18 protein-coding genes and 1 tRNA gene are annotated in these 17,410 nt (G+C 56.4%); 7 read left to right on the forward strand and 12 right to left on the reverse strand.

Translation table 11 applies throughout. The features are described 5' to 3' along the window. Positions 1 to 221: 221 nt before the first annotated feature. On the forward strand, positions 222 to 1,223 hold the full coding sequence (locus ACL2XF_RS21335) for an acyltransferase (protein ID WP_410012981.1): 1,002 nt from the start codon (positions 222 to 224) through the stop codon (positions 1,221 to 1,223). Positions 1,224 to 1,258: 35 nt separating this feature from the next. On the opposite strand, the gene ACL2XF_RS21340 is transcribed toward ACL2XF_RS21335, so the two are convergent. From ACL2XF_RS21340 to ACL2XF_RS21365, 6 genes are all read right to left on the reverse strand, one after another. Then, the gene (locus tag ACL2XF_RS21340) at positions 1,259 to 2,176 is read right to left on the reverse strand and encodes a GlxA family transcriptional regulator (protein ID WP_413727496.1); all 918 of its coding nucleotides are present in this window, start codon (positions 2,174 to 2,176) and stop codon (positions 1,259 to 1,261) included. Further along, positions 2,173 to 2,721: an isochorismatase family protein gene (locus ACL2XF_RS21345; protein ID WP_410012983.1), complete on the reverse strand. Its 549-nt coding sequence runs from the start codon at positions 2,719 to 2,721 to the stop codon at positions 2,173 to 2,175. Before ACL2XF_RS21345 ends, ACL2XF_RS21340 begins: the two co-directional genes overlap by 4 nt. A gap of 82 nt (positions 2,722 to 2,803) precedes the next feature. After that, on the reverse strand, positions 2,804 to 3,403 hold the full coding sequence (locus ACL2XF_RS21350) for a DJ-1/PfpI family protein (protein ID WP_410012984.1): 600 nt from the start codon (positions 3,401 to 3,403) through the stop codon (positions 2,804 to 2,806). A 117-nt stretch (positions 3,404 to 3,520) separates the two neighbouring features. Continuing rightward, complete coding sequence (locus tag ACL2XF_RS21355) at positions 3,521 to 3,877, reverse strand: VOC family protein (protein ID WP_410012985.1); 357 nt, start codon at positions 3,875 to 3,877, stop codon at positions 3,521 to 3,523. An 86-nt stretch (positions 3,878 to 3,963) separates the two neighbouring features. Then, on the reverse strand, positions 3,964 to 4,365 hold the full coding sequence (locus tag ACL2XF_RS21360; protein WP_413721690.1) for a VOC family protein: 402 nt from the start codon (positions 4,363 to 4,365) through the stop codon (positions 3,964 to 3,966). A 24-nt stretch (positions 4,366 to 4,389) separates the two neighbouring features. Next, positions 4,390 to 4,908: a cupin gene (locus ACL2XF_RS21365; RefSeq protein ID WP_413721689.1), complete on the reverse strand. Its 519-nt coding sequence runs from the start codon at positions 4,906 to 4,908 to the stop codon at positions 4,390 to 4,392. 194 nt (positions 4,909 to 5,102) lie between these two features. On the opposite strand from ACL2XF_RS21365, the gene ACL2XF_RS21370 reads away from it, so the two are divergent. Continuing rightward, positions 5,103 to 5,702 carry a nitroreductase family protein gene (locus ACL2XF_RS21370; protein WP_410012988.1) on the forward strand — a complete coding sequence of 200 codons (600 nt, stop codon included), beginning with the start codon at positions 5,103 to 5,105 and terminating at the stop codon, positions 5,700 to 5,702. 317 nt (positions 5,703 to 6,019) lie between these two features. On the opposite strand, the gene ACL2XF_RS21375 is transcribed toward ACL2XF_RS21370, so the two are convergent. After that, complete coding sequence (locus ACL2XF_RS21375; protein ID WP_410012989.1) at positions 6,020 to 7,216, reverse strand: multidrug efflux MFS transporter; 1,197 nt, start codon at positions 7,214 to 7,216, stop codon at positions 6,020 to 6,022. Between the two features lie 195 nt (positions 7,217 to 7,411). Here ACL2XF_RS21375 and ACL2XF_RS21380 point away from each other — a divergent pair, with 195 nt between their 5' ends. The 5 genes from ACL2XF_RS21380 to ACL2XF_RS21400 all read left to right on the forward strand — a co-directional run bounded on the left by ACL2XF_RS21380 (position 7,412) and on the right by ACL2XF_RS21400 (position 11,607). Continuing rightward, complete coding sequence (locus tag ACL2XF_RS21380; RefSeq protein ID WP_410012990.1) at positions 7,412 to 7,873, forward strand: MarR family winged helix-turn-helix transcriptional regulator; 462 nt, start codon at positions 7,412 to 7,414, stop codon at positions 7,871 to 7,873. Between the two features lie 160 nt (positions 7,874 to 8,033). Then, entirely contained in the window at positions 8,034 to 8,462 is a 429-nt protein-coding gene (locus tag ACL2XF_RS21385; RefSeq protein ID WP_410012991.1) for an organic hydroperoxide resistance protein, read from the forward strand. A 291-nt stretch (positions 8,463 to 8,753) separates the two neighbouring features. Then, the gene (eptB, locus tag ACL2XF_RS21390) at positions 8,754 to 10,442 is read left to right on the forward strand and encodes a kdo(2)-lipid A phosphoethanolamine 7''-transferase (RefSeq protein ID WP_410016687.1); all 1,689 of its coding nucleotides are present in this window, start codon (positions 8,754 to 8,756) and stop codon (positions 10,440 to 10,442) included. Positions 10,443 to 10,542: 100 nt separating this feature from the next. After that, positions 10,543 to 10,619, forward strand: a tRNA-Pro gene (locus ACL2XF_RS21395). A gap of 703 nt (positions 10,620 to 11,322) precedes the next feature. Continuing rightward, positions 11,323 to 11,607: a hypothetical protein gene (locus ACL2XF_RS21400; RefSeq protein WP_410012992.1), complete on the forward strand. Its 285-nt coding sequence runs from the start codon at positions 11,323 to 11,325 to the stop codon at positions 11,605 to 11,607. Between the two features lie 135 nt (positions 11,608 to 11,742). On the opposite strand, the gene ACL2XF_RS21405 is transcribed toward ACL2XF_RS21400, so the two are convergent. From ACL2XF_RS21405 to ACL2XF_RS21425, 5 genes are all read right to left on the reverse strand, one after another. Then, a complete protein-coding gene (locus ACL2XF_RS21405; protein ID WP_413727497.1) occupies positions 11,743 to 12,720 on the reverse strand; it encodes a spore coat protein U domain-containing protein in 978 nt (325 codons plus the stop codon). Between the two features lie 10 nt (positions 12,721 to 12,730). Continuing rightward, on the reverse strand, positions 12,731 to 15,046 hold the full coding sequence (locus ACL2XF_RS21410) for a fimbria/pilus outer membrane usher protein (protein WP_413727498.1): 2,316 nt from the start codon (positions 15,044 to 15,046) through the stop codon (positions 12,731 to 12,733). Positions 15,047 to 15,124: 78 nt separating this feature from the next. Then, the gene (locus ACL2XF_RS21415; protein ID WP_413727499.1) at positions 15,125 to 15,850 is read right to left on the reverse strand and encodes a molecular chaperone; all 726 of its coding nucleotides are present in this window, start codon (positions 15,848 to 15,850) and stop codon (positions 15,125 to 15,127) included. 20 nt (positions 15,851 to 15,870) lie between these two features. Then, positions 15,871 to 16,401, reverse strand: coding sequence for a spore coat U domain-containing protein (locus ACL2XF_RS21420; protein ID WP_410012996.1), 531 nt, complete (start codon positions 16,399 to 16,401; stop codon positions 15,871 to 15,873). An 18-nt stretch (positions 16,402 to 16,419) separates the two neighbouring features. After that, positions 16,420 to 16,986: a spore coat U domain-containing protein gene (locus ACL2XF_RS21425; RefSeq protein ID WP_413727500.1), complete on the reverse strand. Its 567-nt coding sequence runs from the start codon at positions 16,984 to 16,986 to the stop codon at positions 16,420 to 16,422. Positions 16,987 to 17,410: the final 424 nt, after the last annotated feature.

Here is a 17,410-nt window from a genome sequence, read left to right on the forward strand (position 1 = left end):
CAGCTGAAATATAAAGTTAAAAACAAAATAATCCGTCAATGTTTTTAACATTGGCCGGCTATTTTGCATTTATTTTAAATCCCACGCAACCCCGGCCGAAATTATCCTTCATCCGGATAATTCATTTTTTACTTTGCTTCCTCATTTGTAGATATATAGCCTATTTTTAAGATATTGAAGATTAAGCGTATGCATACAAAATGCGGATAGGGATGAAGTGAGTGGACGAAGATAAAAGAATTGACTGGATAGATAATCTGCGTGCGCTGGCCTGCATGATGGTGATAATGATCCACACCACCTCGTTTTATGTTACCCATGGCCTGGACATCGGTGAGCACAACTGGCTGCTGGCCAATGTGCTTAACTCCGCGTCGCGGGTTGCCGTTCCGCTATTTTTTATGATATCGGGCTTTCTTTTTTTCGGCGCCAGGCGCGCCGGCGCCAGACATTTCCTGCGCATGGGGCTATGCCTGCTGTTTTACAGCCTGATCGGGCTGCTGTATATGGCGCTTTTTACCCCCATCAACGCGGCGCGGGCGCTGGAAGGGGCTTTGCAGAAGCCGGTTTTCTACCATCTTTGGTTTTTCTACGCGGTGATGGTCATTTATCTGCTGTCGCCGCTGATCGAAATCAAACCGGTGTCCGCCGGTTTTCTGGCGACGATAATAGTGCTGCTGGCGGTGATGGCCAATCCCAACACCGTAACGTTCAATCGCGGCCATATAACCTTGCTGCCGGTAAACCTGTTTATCAGCGGCGATACGTTTTATTACATCTTGTATGCGGTGCTGGGCCGGGCCGTGGGTATGCTTGATCTGCGCGGTAAAAAAATCCCCGTGATCGCCGCGGCGCTGTTTATTATCAGTGTCGTGCTGGTGGCGGTGGGCACGAAAAAGCAGCTGATCGTTAATGGCGACTTCGCCGATACCTATTACCTTTATTGCGGCCCCCTGGTATGTATCGGCGCCGTCAGCCTGTTTGTATTTTTTAAACAGGCCTGCCGGCGGCAATGGTGGCCGCCGCTACGCCTGATCTCGCGCTATTCGCTGGCTATTTATGGCTTTCATGCGTTTATCATTCATTTTATCCGCACCCATGGCCTGGATTTTAAAGCGGCGCCGCCGCTGGATATCATGTATGTGTTTATCGCCACGCTGTTGGTGAGCCTGCTGCTGGCGGCGGGGCTACGGCGCGTTGATGTGCGCCGCTGGGTCAGCTGAAATCCCGGATCCGGGGTTGATATGCCGGCAGGGCGTTATTCCTGCCAGCGCTGCTGCGCCCGGCGCAACTGGCGGCTGGAGGAAAAACCGGCGGCCAGCGCCGATTTCTCGATGCCCTGGCCCTGCTGTAAACGCTGCTGCGCCACCGCCAGTCGCAGCTGTTCGTGATATTCCCTGACGCTAAGCCCTAGATGTTCCCGGAACAGCCGGGTCAAATGGCGGCTGCTCATAAATACCTGCCGCGCCAGCGCGTCAAGGCGCCATTCCGCCTCCGGCTCATGGGCCAGGATGTCCTGGGCGCGGTGTACCGCCGGGTGCAGGTGATTACGGTGGCGCAGCCAGGGCGAAAGCTGCGGGTCGTCGCCGCCGCGGCGGAAATAAACCACCATTTCCCGGGCAGTGGCCATGGCCTGCTGCGGCCCGACATACAGGCTGACCAGGTACAGGGCCAGGTCAATACCGGCGGTAATGCCAGCGCTGGTAAATACCCCCCGATCCTCGACAAAAATCCGGTTGTCCTTGACCAGGGCCGCGGGAACCTGCTGGCGCAGGCGCTCCATCACGTCATGGTGGGTGGTGCAGCGATACCCGTCCAGCAGGCCGGCCCGCCCGGCCAGCAGCGACCCGGAGCAAACGCACACCAGCGTCCATGTCCGATCCTGAAAGGATGATCGGCGCTCACGCAGCCACCGCTGCGCCTCCAGCGCCGGCGCGCTGTCCAGCTGCTGGCGGGAGTCGGCGACACCCGCCAGCACCACGATGCTGTCCGGCGGCAGGGAGGCCGGCAGCGGCGCAATCCGGCTGACGGTCATGCCGATGGAGGTGGTAATCTCCTCCTGCGGGCCGATGTAGTGCAGCCTGAAGGCGCCGGACAGCGCCAGCACCTCCGCCGGGCCGGTGAGATCCAGCGCCATGACCTGGGGCAATACCAGGAAATAAACATCACGCATCACGCTTGCTCCAGTTCCTCCAGGCAGCCGGCCACGGTGCGGATAGCGGCGAAACGGTCGATAAGCACCGTTTCGGTGTGGTGCTTGAGATCCGCGCTGCTCAGCGTCCGGCCGTCATGGGTCATGGGAAACGTCAGCGTCGCCTCGGTCACGAAAGTGACGCGATACCCCAGGTCCGACGCCACCCGGGCCGTGGTTTCGCAACACTGCTCGGTGCGGATGCCGGCGATGATCACGTGCTTGATGTCCCGCTCATCCAGCCATGCGCGCAGTCCGGATTCGGTCAGGGCGTTATGGACATGTTTGTGGAACGTGGCGTCGGCGGTATGGGTCAGGAACGGCAGCGGTTTTACCAGGCCGGACTGCGGGCTAAAGGGGCCGTCGCCGCTGTTATGGAAAATATCCACCAGCGCCGCGCCGCGCTGCCGGCACCCGGCGATAAGGGACAGCAGCGCCTGTTGAAAGGCGGGCACGTCGTCTTCCGACCAGAAGGGACGCTGCAGGAAAGATTGCTGGACATCGATAATCAATAACGCGCTTTGTGCCATTTCCGGACTCCGTGATAATGCTGTAGCACTATAGTGCCCATGGGTAGGGCACATAAACAGGCTAAATCCGGCCATGATCGGGCTAATTCGGGACAATACCGCCTAACGGCGCTGACGTGCGCCAGTAATCGTAATAGATATGCTCAACCTGGAAGTCGGTCTTTTGTTGATCGCCGGTGAGGCGATAGGCCAGGGAAAAGGCAAAATCAAAGGCGACGCCCAGTCCTTTACCGCTGAGCAGGTTGCCGTCCTCGACCACTTTCTCATCAATAAAGCGGCCGTCGCTGACTCCCCGGTGCAGATCGCCGGAGCACACATAGCGGCGTCCCTTGAGTAAATCGTTGCCGCCCAGCACCCGGGCCGCGGCCGAGCATAACGGACAAATCCATTTGCCAGCCTCATCGTGGCGGCGGATAAAATCCGTTACCAGCGGATTAGCGGCCAGGTTGACCGTACCCTCAAGGCCGCCGGGGATCACCACCGCGTCATAGAGCGTCTCCCGGCGATGCTCGAGCAGGGCGTCGGCGAACATCCGGATCTGGTGATAGCTCACCAGCTCAAGCCTATCCTGACATGAGAGGGTTTCAACCTTGATATCCAAGCGGCGCAGCACATCAATTACGATGATGGCTTCCGCTTCCTCAAAACCCTTCGCCAGCAATACGGCGACTGTCTTGGACATAATTCCTCCTGTTATCCTATGAAGTCATGATCTGATGCCATAGGGTAGCATGACGGCGTCGCAAAAATAGAACGCTGTTTTATTTTTGACAGGAGGATCGCAGATTTTCCGCGCCGGCTAATCTTCCGTCCAAACGCCTAATATGTAGCCGTCGGGATCCTTGAAATGAAAGCGTTGCCCGCCGGGGAAGGCGAATATCGGCTTGACGATTTCCGCGCCGGCGGCTTCCAGCTTTTTCAGCGTGCCGGGCAGATCGCTGGCGTAGAAAATGACCAGCGGGCCGCCGCCCGGGGTAATCGCCTCGGTGGAGGTAAAGCCGCCGGTAATCCTGCCATCGTAGAATTCGGTATAGGTCGGGCCGTAATCCGTAAACGCCCAACCGAACGCCGAACCATAGAACTGTTTGGCACGCTGGATATCGCTGACGTTGAACTCAACGTAATCCACCTGGCCGTTTGCGCCGATCTCTTTCATCAGGAATTTCTCCTTGTGAGTGGGGGTCACCTAAGTATGGCCCAGGTTCCGCTATATGACAGGCGGGTCCATTGCCCGGCCGCGTATTACTCCTGTTTGCCGTAATGCATGCCTTCCAGCTTCAGGCCGTCGGGATCGAGGAAAAAGACCGCATAATAGTCCGCATAATATTCGCCGGCCGGGTCGACGATGCTGGCGCCGTTGTGTTCCAGCCACGCCTGCAGCTCATCGACGTCCCGCCGGCTGTTCAGCGACCAGGCATAATGGTGGAATCCCACGTCGCCTTTACGATAAGGATGCTTTTTACCCTGCTCGTCCGCCTGGTAAATCCAAAAGCGCGTCGTGCCGTTGCTCCAGCCCATCGCCGCGGGCATTTCGTCCATCACGTCAAAACCCAGGAACGTAAACAATCCGCTGTAGAATTTCTTGGAAACGGCAATATCGCTAACGCTGATAACCAAATGATCGACTGCCTGGACTCGAGACATAGTTTCCTCCTGTTCTGCGCCGGCTTATGCTTGTTCCGGATTATGCCATAGCGTGGTAATGCCGCCCCGATCGCCGCTGATCGGATCGGTGGCCGGTAACGGCACCTGCCCGATATGCTGTTGCACTGAGGCCAGCCTGGCGGGATCGTCGCGGCATAAATCGGCGTTCATGCCGTTGGGATAAGCGCCGACCACCATAAAATCCTCGCTTGATTGCAGCGCTTTATGGCCGACGCCGGCCGGGATCAGCACCACATCGCCTAGGGACAAGGTGACGACCGGCCCGCTTTCACCGCCGAACTGCACCTGGGATTCGCCGGCGTAAACACCTAGCAGCTCGTGGCAATTGGAATGGAAATGGGTGAAGTTATAGATAATATACCGCCACTGGGCCGGCCAATCATTGGCGGCAAAATGACGTTCCAGCCAGGCCGCCGGATCGGGCGTTTGCGCCGGTATCACGCGGCGATAGATGACCAGGGGCAGCGGACTGTTGGGAACGCCGCCCACCGCTTCATTTAACTCGAGGGTTTCTATGGTCATAAGATCATCGCTCCTGCTCGTCTGGTAGGTCATGGGCTAATGCCATGAAGATCCGCAATAAGTCTTATCAGCATAGTTAATCGAGAGAATGATGCGAATGATTTACAGATTACACCGACAAGGCATAAGCTAGCCGGTGCGATGAACCGCATGTAGCCGCCGTTCATTAATTTCCCTTTAACAGGAGTAGATCTATGAGCAATGCATTTCTGGACGTCATCAAAGCCCGCCGGTCAATTTACGCCATCGGCAGGAATGTCGCGCTATCGGAAGACCAGATCGCCTCGCTGGTGAAAGACGCGGTCAAACATAGCCCCTCGTCCTTTAATTCTCAAAGCTCCCGTGTTGTCGTGCTCTTTGGTGAACAGCATGAAAAATTATGGAATATCATTAAAGAAACGCTGAGGAAGATTGTGCCCGCGCAATCCTTCGCCGCCACTGAAACCAAACTGGCCTCATTTGCCGCAGGCAAAGGGACGGTGCTGTTTTTTGAAGACACCAAGGTCATTGATGTTTTGCAAAAGCAATTTGCCGCCTATGCCGATAACTTCCCCATCTGGTCGGAACATTCCACCGGCATTGCGCAATTTTCAGTATGGACGGCCCTGGCTCAGGAGCGTATCGGCGCGACCTTGCAGCATTATAATCCCCTGATTGACGATGAGGTTAAACGCACCTGGGAATTGCCGGACAGCTGGAAACTGCGCGCGCAAATGCCGTTTGGCTCCATTGAGCAGGCGGCGGGCGAAAAAACATTTATCGACGATGAAGAACGTTTCCGCATTTTTAAATAACATCCCGGGCATGTTGTGCTTGGGCTAAGACGGGTCTGATGGCAAAACCCGGCTTGCGGGAGTGGCGGACATGCGTCCATCGCTCCCGCTTGTTTGCATGTCTGCCGGCATGGGCAAGGGATGGCGAACGATTTTTTTTGCACAGATGTTTTTCAGGTTCGGCCGGCGCGGCTATAGTATAAAAGGGCTGGTCAAAAAACAGGCAATATTTTGATAAGGAGCGAAGCGATGACCCGAATTCTGCTGGTATTTTTATTCTTTGTGGCAATCTGCGCCGGTATCATGGTGGTGCAAATGGGCGGCCGTTATCCCTGGATTTAACTGTTCCTGGCGGGGATCTTGCGAAAGCCCGACCAGAGCTGCACCGTATTGATCAGCACCATCAAGGCCGTGAATAAAAACACCCAGCGAAAGCCCAGTACCGCCGAGACGCTGGAGCCGATGAGCGGCCCTACCACATTCCCCATATACATAAACGACTGGTTATAACCGAAGATACGGCCGGTGACTTTATCGCTGGAATATTTTACCAGCAGCGTCTGGACGGCGGGCATCAGCGCGCCGTCGGTGAATCCGAGCAAGAAGCGCAGCACGCCCAACTGCAAGGGCGTCTTCACCAGGGCCATGCAACAAAACAGCGCTATGCTTGCCATCATCGCCGCCATCAAGATACGCGAGGTGCCGATGCGGTCGCCCAACTGGCCCAGGCGCGGCGCGGCCAGCAGCGCCGACACGCCCGGCACGGCGGCGATCACGCCGCTGATAAACGCCAGATTGCCGGTATCGTTGTAGATATCTTTGATAAACAAAGTCAGAATAGGGCTTATCGAGCTGTTGGTCAGCTGGATCATCATGGTGGTAATAAACAGGCTGAAAATCAGGCCTGGATAGGGCAATGAATGAAAGATTGCCCGGCCCTTGAGCTGATCGGCTTTTTTGATGTTAACCGTTTTCTCTTTAATCAAGAACAGCGTCACCAGAAAGCTGGTAAACATCAGTGCCGACGTCACCAGGAATACCACCCGCAGACCCAGGTGATCGGCCATAAAGCCGCCGAGCAGCGGGCCGACAATCACGCCGGCCACCTGGCCGGTGGAAAGGGTGCCGAGCGCCCAACCGCTTTTCTCGCGCGGCACCTGCGATGCCACCAGCGCCATGGCGTTGGGAATATAACCTGATGTCAGGCCCATCAGCGCCCGCAGCAGGAATAACTGATAGACATTACTGGCAAAACCCTGCAGCGCAATCACCACCGCCATGCCAAGCGACGCGCGCAACAGCATCAGCTTGCGCCCCCGCCGGTCCGCCAGGCTGCCCCACAGCGGCGCCACTACCGCGGAAACCAGGAACGTCGCGCTGAATACCAATCCCGACCAGATGCTGAGCGCCTCATGGGATCGCACGCCAAGTTGCTCAACGTACAGCGGCAAAAAAGGCAGGATTTGGCTCATGGCCAGGCCGGTGAAAAAACAGCCTAACCAAACGGAAAAGATATTGATCTTCCAGGCTTCCATGGGTCACACGCAGTAGGTAAGGATTAATAGCAAGTTTGCTAATGATATCATCGATGTGAAAAGTTACGGTAACGACTTACCGATAAAAAGTGTAGCAAAAACGCACGGTATGTTTTCCGCGCCGCCAGTCCAGACGGGGGAAGGTGGGCAAAAAAATAACTTGCGATTCTATCGCGCGCTATTTATAATAACACCATGAAAACGAAACATGATGACCCAAAAGCGACGGCTACGCCTTTAGCCCTTGACCAGCAGTTCTGCTTTGCCCTGTACTCGGCGAACCTGGCCTTGAACAAGGTCTACCGCAAATTATTGGTCAAGCTGGATCTCACTTACCCGCAATATCTGGTTATGCTGGTACTGTGGGAGCGTGACGAGGTGATGGTATCTGATATCGGCGAACGGCTGTATCTCGATTCCGCCACGCTGACCCCGCTGCTCAAGCGCCTGGAAACCGCCGGCCTGCTCGGACGCTTTCGCTCCGCGGCGGACGAACGCCAGGTGATTATCCGTCTGACCGACAAGGGCCGGGCATTACGGGAAACCGCGCGCACGGTGCCGGACGATATCCTGTGCGCCACGGCCTGCAGTGAAGAAAAGCTCAACGACTTAAAACGGCAGTTGCAAACCCTGCGCGCCCAGCTGGCGCAGTGGTAACCGCCCTGGGGGCCTGAGCGGCGACCAGGCTACCGCTATGGGCTATACTGAATAAAGCCCCTGCTTTTAAGTTGCAAGCGATTTAATCGCTTGCAATATATCTTCGTCCGGCACTCGGTCCGGCGAAGGCATCATCCAACAACGTAAGAGGGAAATAACCATGTCTATTGAAAAAGTTGTGTACCGCGCAAAAGCCAAAGCCACCGGCGGGCGTGATGGCCGGGCCACCTCATCCGACGGCGTGCTGGATGTCAAACTGGGCGTGCCGAAAGAAATGGGCGGCCCGGGCGGGGAATTCACCAACCCGGAGCAACTGTTCGCCGCCGGCTATTCCGCCTGCTTTCTGGGTGCGTTAAAACATGTCGCCGCGCAGGAGAAAGTGAAGCTGCCGGCGGACGCGTTTATCGAAGGCACGGTCGGCATCGGCGCGGTGCCGACCGGTTTTGCCATTGAAGCCCAGCTGGATATTCATTTAGCCGGCATGGATCGCGGCCTGGCCGAGTCGTTAGTGCAGAAAGCGCATGTGGTCTGCCCGTATTCCAACGCGACCCGCAATAACATTGATGTTAAACTTAACGTCATTAATTAGTTTTCAGCGTTAAACCGGTGCCGCCGCTCAGCGCGGCTGCCGGTGAAACCGGTTGGATAACGCCGCGAGCCTTTGCTTGCGGCGTTTTTTTTTGCCTGGCGCGTCCGCCGCAGGATAAACCGTTACTACCCAAAACTTTTTAATATGAAATTTGTCAAAATGGTTTCGCACATTAAAGGTATGCTTATCCATTCGTTGTTAGCCATGGCGGCATAAGTCGGGTGCGAATCCGCTAGCCAAATCGCCGGCAGCGAGACCTTAATTTATTGATTATCATGGACTATTGCCTTGATTAAATTAGTCAAACAGCTGTCGCAGCAAAAACTATCGATAATAATCGCTGTTTATGTGGGTTTTTTTCTTAACCTGTCGGTTTTTATCCGGCGTTTCGATGTGCTTCATCCGGTTACCACCGTCGGCCACATGGTTATCGCCCTTACCGAAATTATGGTGACGGTGCTATCCACCTTCTTTTTGCTGCGGCTGATTTCGCTGGGCGGGCGTCATTTCTACCGTACTGTGGCTACAGTATTGTTGTTAATCTCGGTTGCCGCCAGTTATTACATGACCTATTTTAATGTCGTTATTGGCTACGGCATTATTGCCTCTGTCATGACCACGGATATTGATTTATCAAAAGAGGTGGTCGGGTTTTATTTTGTCCTGTGGATGGTGGCGGTCAGCGCCTTGCCGTTGTTTTTGATCTGGAAACACTCGGTGAGCGGTACCCTGATCCAGCAGATGAAGACCCCCGGCCAGCGCATTAAGCCTCTGTTGATCCTACTGGTTACTTTGGCGCTGATCTGGCTGCCGGTGCGCTATCAGGATAAGGCGCAGAACGTGCGCGAAAAAATCACCAATATCGATCTGCCCAGCTACGGCGGCGTTATCGCGCATTCCTACCTGCCGGTTAACTGGATGGCGGCCCTCGGCCTGTTCGCCTACACCCATTTCGACGAAAACCAGGACAATGACACGCTGTTCGATCCCGCCAAGCAGTTTACCTATGTTCCTCCGGCCGGTATCGATGATACCTATGTGGTTTTTATCATCGGCGAAACCACCCGCTGGGACCATATGGGGCTGCTGGGCTATCACCGCGATACCACGCCCAAATTATCCCGCGAGAAAAACCTGGTGGCGTTTCGCGGGCAATCCTGCGATACCTCCACCAAACTCTCCCTGCGCTGCATGTTCGTGCGCGAGGGCGGGACAGCGGATAACCAGCAGCGGACGTTAAAAGAGCAGAATATCTTTGCGGTAATGCGTTCGCTCGGCTTTACCTCGGAGCTGTTCGCCATGCAGAGCGAGGTGTGGTTTTATAAAAATACCTATGCCAATAACTTCTCGTTTCGCGAGATGATCGCCGCGGAAAAACGCAACGACGGCAAATCCGTGGATGATATGCTGCTGGTGGATGAGATGAGCGAATCGCTTAAACGCTACCCCAAAGGCAAGCACCTGATGGTGTTGCATACCAAAGGCTCGCATTACCTCTATTCGCAGCGTTATCCGCGGGATTTTGCCCGCTACCAGCCTGAATGCATGGGCGTGGATCATGCCTGCTCCAAAGCGCAGCTTATCAATGCCTTCGATAACAGCGTGTTGTATACCGATAGTTTTATCGCAAGCGTCATCGACAGGATGCGCAATAAAAAAGCCCTGGTGTTCTACGCCTCCGACCATGGCGAGTCCATTGATGAAAACTACCATTTACACGGCACGCCGCGCGATATGGCGCCGCCGGAACAGTTCCGCGTACCGATGATGGTCTGGGCGTCGGATGCGTTCCTGGCCGACCAGCCCCATCGGGAGGCGTTCGACCGCCTGCAGGCCCAGCAGCGTATCGGCGCCACCCATCGCCATGAAGAGCTGTTTGATACCATTCTCGGCTGCCTGGGCTATACGTCGCCGAACGGCGGCATCAACCCGCGGAACAACTGGTGCGCCAAGCCTGCGGCCAAGGGGATGGCCCTGTAAGCGACAGGTACCGCCGGCGGCGCTTTTGTAAACAGTCGGCAGTATTTCTTGAAAAAGGGATTGACGCAAAAAGACGGCCGCAGTAAGATGCGCCCGCATTCGGTGAGTGGCGCAGCCTGGTAGCGCAATACGTTCGGGACGTATGGGTCGGAGGTTCAAATCCTCTCTCACCGACCAACCTCTTCAAGGTCTTGTCTCCAGCAGTCCAGACAAGGCAGAAAAAAAAGCACGTCTTAGGACGTGCTTTTTTTTGCAGCAAACCTCGTCCCTGACCAGCGCGCCCGTTTTGGGAAAAACGATTCAGCCCCGCCAGCCGATATTATCGGGAACAGGTGATTTCCTGTGTAAAAATAACCGCGGCACGACGGCCGGTAAGGATTTGAGGCCCGGGTGGGGATAAGCAAATCCATCATTCGTTTTACAAAATATATTAATTATAAAAATTTACCTGACTGACATTTGAGATTATATGTTTATCTGCGGGTGAAAATATAAAAAGCACGCGGCGGGCTAAAATACGCTTCTATAAAAGGCAATCAATTGGCATCGATAAATCATGCCCGTAAATTCTCTTGTCGCTAACGCATTATCTTAAGTGGCAAAGCTGCATTTTTTCTTAAGCATTGCTGATGAATTGCTGAACAACTCTTTGAATAAATTTACCTTTACAACAGGAAATTAGCATTGGTATTGCCTGGATATGTCAAATAAATGTTAAAAAAGCTTGTATCTGCCGGCTTGACGGCGCATGTTATAAATTAGTCTGGATATTATTTTGCTGTCGGCATTGGATGCTATTTTAGGGAGACGATGAATTCGTATAATAAAGTCAGGCCCTGGGGGCATTTTTAAACGATATAACAAGCGATGCGGGGATGATATGAAAGTTGATTTCTTTTTGATTGAAAATGACAGGAAAACGTCTATTTATCATGATGAATTCAGGCTTGGACGTATTCTGGTCATGCCAAAAACAACGCTTCAGCTGATGTCTCGCAGGACAAAGCGGAGAAAAGAAACCTCTGGTAAAAGCTACGATACTGTTGTGCATATCAGTTCAGGGGGACAAAGGTATGCCGTCGCCTTTTCCGGCGAGGCTATTCCGGCGTTCGAAACGGATGAATTGATCAGGAAGTCGGTGCCAAAACCCACGCCTCTGGCGTAGCGTCCGCTAACGCCCGCCCAGGGTGCCGCAAAAATCCACTCTATAAAAAACGTCAATGGATTGGTTATTGATAATAGCGATATTCGTGAAATTAAGCCCTTTCCACTCTTTATTGTTTAACGCCTGCCGCACGGCCTAGAACGACAGATCGATAACCACATTATCGGTATAATTGCCCGGCGGCGGCGTAGGCTGGTTTGGCAAAATCCGCGCGACATAATTGTAGGTACGCAGGGTGCCGTCGCTGCTGACGCTATTGGATAGCGCGCTGGACCAGCGGTCATTGCCGTTGTCACGCCAGGACTCGGCGCCATTGGATTTAGAGATCTCATAGCCGAGCAGACTGTCGCCGCTGGCCATGTGCCTGACGTTGCCGACCGCATGATTGCCGTTATTCATCCCCACCGTATACGTGCTGCCTTTGGTACAGACGATGCCGATCGTCTGCGATACCGGATTAAAACCGCTCACCAGCGGCGCGGCGCCAAAGCTGATGTCGGGGGCGGTAATAGCGACGCAGTCGTTGGTGATGACCAGGTTAACCGTCAGCGGCACCATGGCGGAACCCATCTGGCTGCTGCCCGGCATACATTGTCCCAGCGCGCCTATGCCGGTGCAGATAGCGTAGTTCACCAGGATATTCAGGGTGACGGTATAGGTTCCCGCCGCCACGTTCTGGCCCGTCATGGTGTGCAAATACAGCGGGATACTGAAGTTCGCCCCCCCCATCAGCCCGACCAGGTTTACCAGCTCGGCGGAATGGTATCTCACCGGGGCGCCGTTAAGCGCCAGTTGCGTGGCGCAGTTGGCGGCGGTGCATACCTGGATGGGGATAACATCGCCGCCGTCGATGGCTTTCAACGCCGCCTGTCCGCTGCTGGTGGCATTGGCGGAATAGAGCTGCAGATCAATATGGTCGGTGCTCAGCAGGGCAAGCGTGCTGCCGGCGCCGCAGTTAACCTCGATACTGTTGCTGGACGTGCTGACGGTACTGTTAATGCTGAAAGAGCTTGCCTTGCCAAAGGCGACGGTACGGCCGGGCAAGGCGCAGGCGGCAAGGGCGGACTGGCATAATAATGCGAGCAACAGCAATCCCGGGGAAAGGGTTTTCATCAAGCGTTCCTTAAGGTGTCGCGGACAGCGGGCATGGCAACGGCCCGTAGGTATGTAAAGCCCGGGGCCTGCCGTCCGGCAGCGTCAGGCGGGCGGCGCAGCGCCGTCCGTCCGGGGTGACGGCGCGCAGCCGGTTGTCGGTTGCCAGGTTTTCCAGCCAGGTAAGGCCTTCCCAGCCCACATAATCATCGGGCCGCCCGTCGCGCACGACCCGGGTGCCTACGGGCAGCGGCCGGCCCTGGCCGTCATGCAGGATGATGCTGGCCGCGCGCAGCGGCTCGATAGGGAAATGGAGCAGATAGCCGCTCTGGCGGGGCACCGAGAAACGTTGCTCGATAGCGGGCGCCGTCAAATCAGCGGGGATATTTAAGATATCGATGCCGTATTTAGCCGGGTAGTAGGCGGTAACATTGGGAATCAGCAGGTAGCCCGCTTGGTCGGTCACGCCCGCCGGCTGGTTTTCATAACGCACCAGCACTTGCGGCTGCCCGGTTTTTATCAGCACAAACGCATTATTTAACTGGTTTGCCGCCAGCAGCCGCCCATCCATCGTCACCAGCGCGCCGCTGATATCCGCCCATTGCACGTCGCTGCCGCTGACGCCGTAAAAGCCGCCGGAGGCGTCGACATAACGGTTACGCCAGTCGAGCGTGGCCTGGCGATAATCTTTGGCTCTTTGCTGGCGGGCATAGGAGGCGTCCCAGCTGAAACCGCCGTCGGAGGGCATGGCGCGGGACACCGTCAGGCGCTGGGCGTCGCCGCCGGGCCTGTCTCGCTCCAGGCCGACGCTGGCGCTGGCCAGGCCGCCAAAGGGCATGATCAACGAGAGGGCGCCGGAATAGTCCCGCTGTTGCCGATCGAAACCCGCGGTCGCAAACAGGCTGGCGTCGCCCCACAGATTCCTGCTCCATGACAGATTCCATAAGCGGGTACGATCGCCCCTCCGGCCGCGGATATCGATCATTGCCGCGCCGAGGCTGCCATAACGATGCAGCGTGACGCCGGCGTTATATTGCGCGCTGGCCCGGCTTAACGTCGAGGCGGTGCGCGGCCGATGACGGGCGCCGGCATCATAGAGCGCCAGATGGGCAAAGTGACTGCTGCGCCAGGTATGCTGCGTGCCGATGCTGGCGACCCGGTTACTGTATTGATAACCGCAGCCATATTGTTCTCCGGCCCATCCGCCAAAACGGCTGCGGGTCCAGGAGCCGTTGATCACTCCCGCGCGTCCCACCCGCAACAGGCTGCCCGCGCCGGCCAGGGCCAGGTTTTGCGCGCCCTCGGCATGGCTTTCCAGCGTCAACCAGTCCGTTGTTCCCCGGCGGTAGGAACCGCTGGCCACCGGCGGGCCGTAATCGGCGTTTTTTACGCCATACGCGCGGCGCAGCGCGCCGGCGCCCACGGAATAATCGGATAAGCCGGGTTTGAGCAGGGTACTGGACACATAGAACGGCAGGGTAGTGATCACCTGGCGGCCTACCGCGTCCGTGGTGACGATAACCGCCTCGCCGGCGCCGTTGATAAAAGGCATATTGTTGAGCGAGTAAGGACCTGGCTGGAGGTTGTTGCTGCTGGTTTTATAACCGTTGATAAACATATCGACGGTGGTGGGCACCGCCGCCTGTCCCGCGAACGAAGGCAGAGGATAGGTCACGATATCCGGGCGTACCGAAAAATCACGTGCGAGCTGGATGCCGCCGATACGCACGCTGCTGCTCCACGATAACGCGTCGGTGATCACATCGCCCGCCGCCCAGCGCAGGGCATGCTCCTCGTTCTGGCTGGCCCAATAGGTATCGTAGCGCATATAGCCGCCGCCGCCGGGCGCGCCGGTTATCTGGCGCTGCGCCACGCCGTCAATGGAAAAGTGGCCGGCATCGCCAAAGGTACGCAATTCATGCCATACGGCTAAGCGCACGTCGCCGCTGATGCGACTGCCATAAATATCATAGTTGAACAACGCGCCGGGGCTGACGCGTGCAGGATGGCGCCGGCCGCCCGGCTCCAGGCTTATCGATTGTTCCGGCAGCCAACTGGCCGGCACCGCCAGCAACAGCCGCTGCCGCGGCCGGTCATAAGTCGCCGTTACGCCGGGCAGGGCGGTGACATCCGTTTGCTGCGCGTTTAGCCGATCGGCCGGCAGCCCGGCTTGCACCAGATCGGCGGTGGGCACGGTATAATGCCCGTCGCGAAACGCCACCGGCACGATCCGGCCGACGGCGGATTCATTCACCACCAGCTCCAGCATATATTGACGCTGCGCCTGCCCGGGCGCCATCCCCGGCGGCGGCGGCAGCGAAGAGAACGTTTCCGCGTTGCCGTCCATGGGAAACCCGCAAGCCCAATAACTTAACAGGGTAACGGCGCAACGGCGGAGAAAGGTCGGCGCAGGACGGTCCATTATCTAGCGCGCGGAAGACGTGCCGCGCCATACCTTGTTGCGGTTATCGACCCGGGTCTCCAGCACCGCGTGAGCGTCAACGCCGGCGTTAAGCGGCCAGCGATGGCGGGCGTTGGCCAGTACGTAACCGAACAATCCGTCGGTGAGCTGATATTTCCCCAGCCGCGTTTTGCTGAGCCGGGCGTGTACCGGTCCTTGGTTGCGGATCTCCAGATAAGGCTCGCCCCGTACCTGGACCAGACGCCAGCTTAACAGCGGCATGCCGCTGTCCGGCGACGATTGGCCGCCGTAGACAAACAGCGGAATGGAGTAACGCATCTGGAACATCAGCGAATTGGCGGGATCGTCGGCCCGGTCGTTAGGGGTGGGAATTTCGTCGAGCAGGATGCGAAAGGCTTGTTCCGGGCCGGAAGCCGGCGGCGCTTGCCTGATAATGCGGATCAGCTGTTTTTGTCCGGCATCCAGCCTGAGCATGGGCGGGCTGGCGATAATATCCTGTTGCGTATGAAAGCGCTCCCCGCCCTCCGTCTGCTCCCAGGAAAAGATCCGCACCTGCAGCAAGGTGGCGGCGGCGCCCTTGTTTTCCACCCACATCTCGGTGGCTTTTTGCGTGCCGGCCAAAAAGGGATCCACCGGCCAGATCAGGACGGCGTGCCCCGCCCAGGCGATGGGCAGCCACAGGCCCAGCAGCAGCGACAACAGAAAGCGCCCGACGGCGAGAATGGTCATATTCAGATCCTTCTAAATCGTTACCAGGACAGGGTTACCGTAATGCTATCGGTATAGGTTCCTGCCGGGTGAAAGCCATCCAACTGCAGCTGTCCGTAAACCGGCAGCTGGATGTGGTCGCCATCGCCGTGGCTGATGGCGATATCCTGGTTAACCGGAATTTCACTGGCCGGCGATAAACTGGCGCTGGTGAAAAGGCGGTAGGCAATCAGATCGGTATTATTCAATCGCTGAAGATGACGCGTTGTGGTGAAATGATTACCGCCGCCCAGATTCATGGTTAAGGTCGTGCCCGGGGTGCAGGCGATGGCAAACGAGGCGCTTTGCACCAGCGCGGCATTGGCGGCCCGGGTATCGATACCGGACAAGGTACCGAAATCCAGCGTCCCGAGCACACCGCCGCCCTGGATCTGGCAGCCCGACACCACCGACGCCGATATCTGGAAATTTTGCGTCGGCAAGGCGGACAGCGGTCCTGGATACAGCGCCAGCAGCGACCCGAGCGCCACGCCCAGGCAATGAGGCCGTTGCCGTCGGTTGAGTACTGACATCCCTTAAGCATTCCGCTATCAATAAATGACCTGGACATTAATCACGTCGCTATAAGTACCCGCCGGCACGCTGGTATTATTCCCGCCCTGGGTGACCCGACCATATACCGGATAAATATTGCCGTTTACCGGATCCGGGACACCGGTAGCCCTCAGGCCGGTATTGTTGGCAATAGGCGTGGTAAACGCGGCGTCGTTATACAGCGTATACGCAATGCCCTGTGATGCGTCGCTGCCGAGCACCAGATAACGCGGGCTGGCGGTTTCCGCGCCATACACATTCACCGGCGCGGGGTTGCTGCCGGTTATCTGCACGCTAAAGGTTGCCCCGGTGGTACAACGAACACGGATGCCGTCGCCGGTGGCGCCGCTCAGTGTCGCGCTCAGCTCCTCGAAAGTGGCGGGATGGGTACCGAAATCGAGCGTGCCGAAGTTAACATTGCTGGTGGCCGGGTCGCCGTTGATCAGGCAATCGTTGGTTAAGGTCAGCGAGGCGTTAATGGCTCCGGTGGTGGTTACCGCCCGGGCAACACCCGCCAGGCCACAGCCCAGCCAGCACGCCAGGAAAAAAAACTTCTTATTCATATCCTTACCTCAAAGGAATCTTAGAGAATACTCAACGGGATATTTATTAAAATTAAAACATTATTTTTTGAAAAATATATTGAATAATAATTAAAGGTTCGATGAATCAATGTTAATAAGCCATGGCTAGATGGCCGATGTTTTATAGTAGTCATAAATAAATCCGGCGACGGATAATAACTTTTTCCTTCCCTTGGCGAGCACATTGCGAAACGTCGGGTATCCCCAGAAGCGCAAGGGGGTTGTCAAGATGAACGGCGGGCCTTTATCAGGTATCCTGGGGAAACAGGCCGCGCCGGCCCGGTCATTTTCCTGGTGAGTCATAACTTAAATAAACGCCGTCCGGGATATATGGCATAAAAGTTGCTGCGTATTGGCAGGGATAGTGACTTTTTGCCCAGGCTTCCTTTTACCTTCTGGAGAA

Source organism: Sodalis sp. RH19 (assembly GCF_047324215.1).
Classification (GTDB): Bacteria; Pseudomonadota; Gammaproteobacteria; order Enterobacterales; family Enterobacteriaceae; genus Acerihabitans.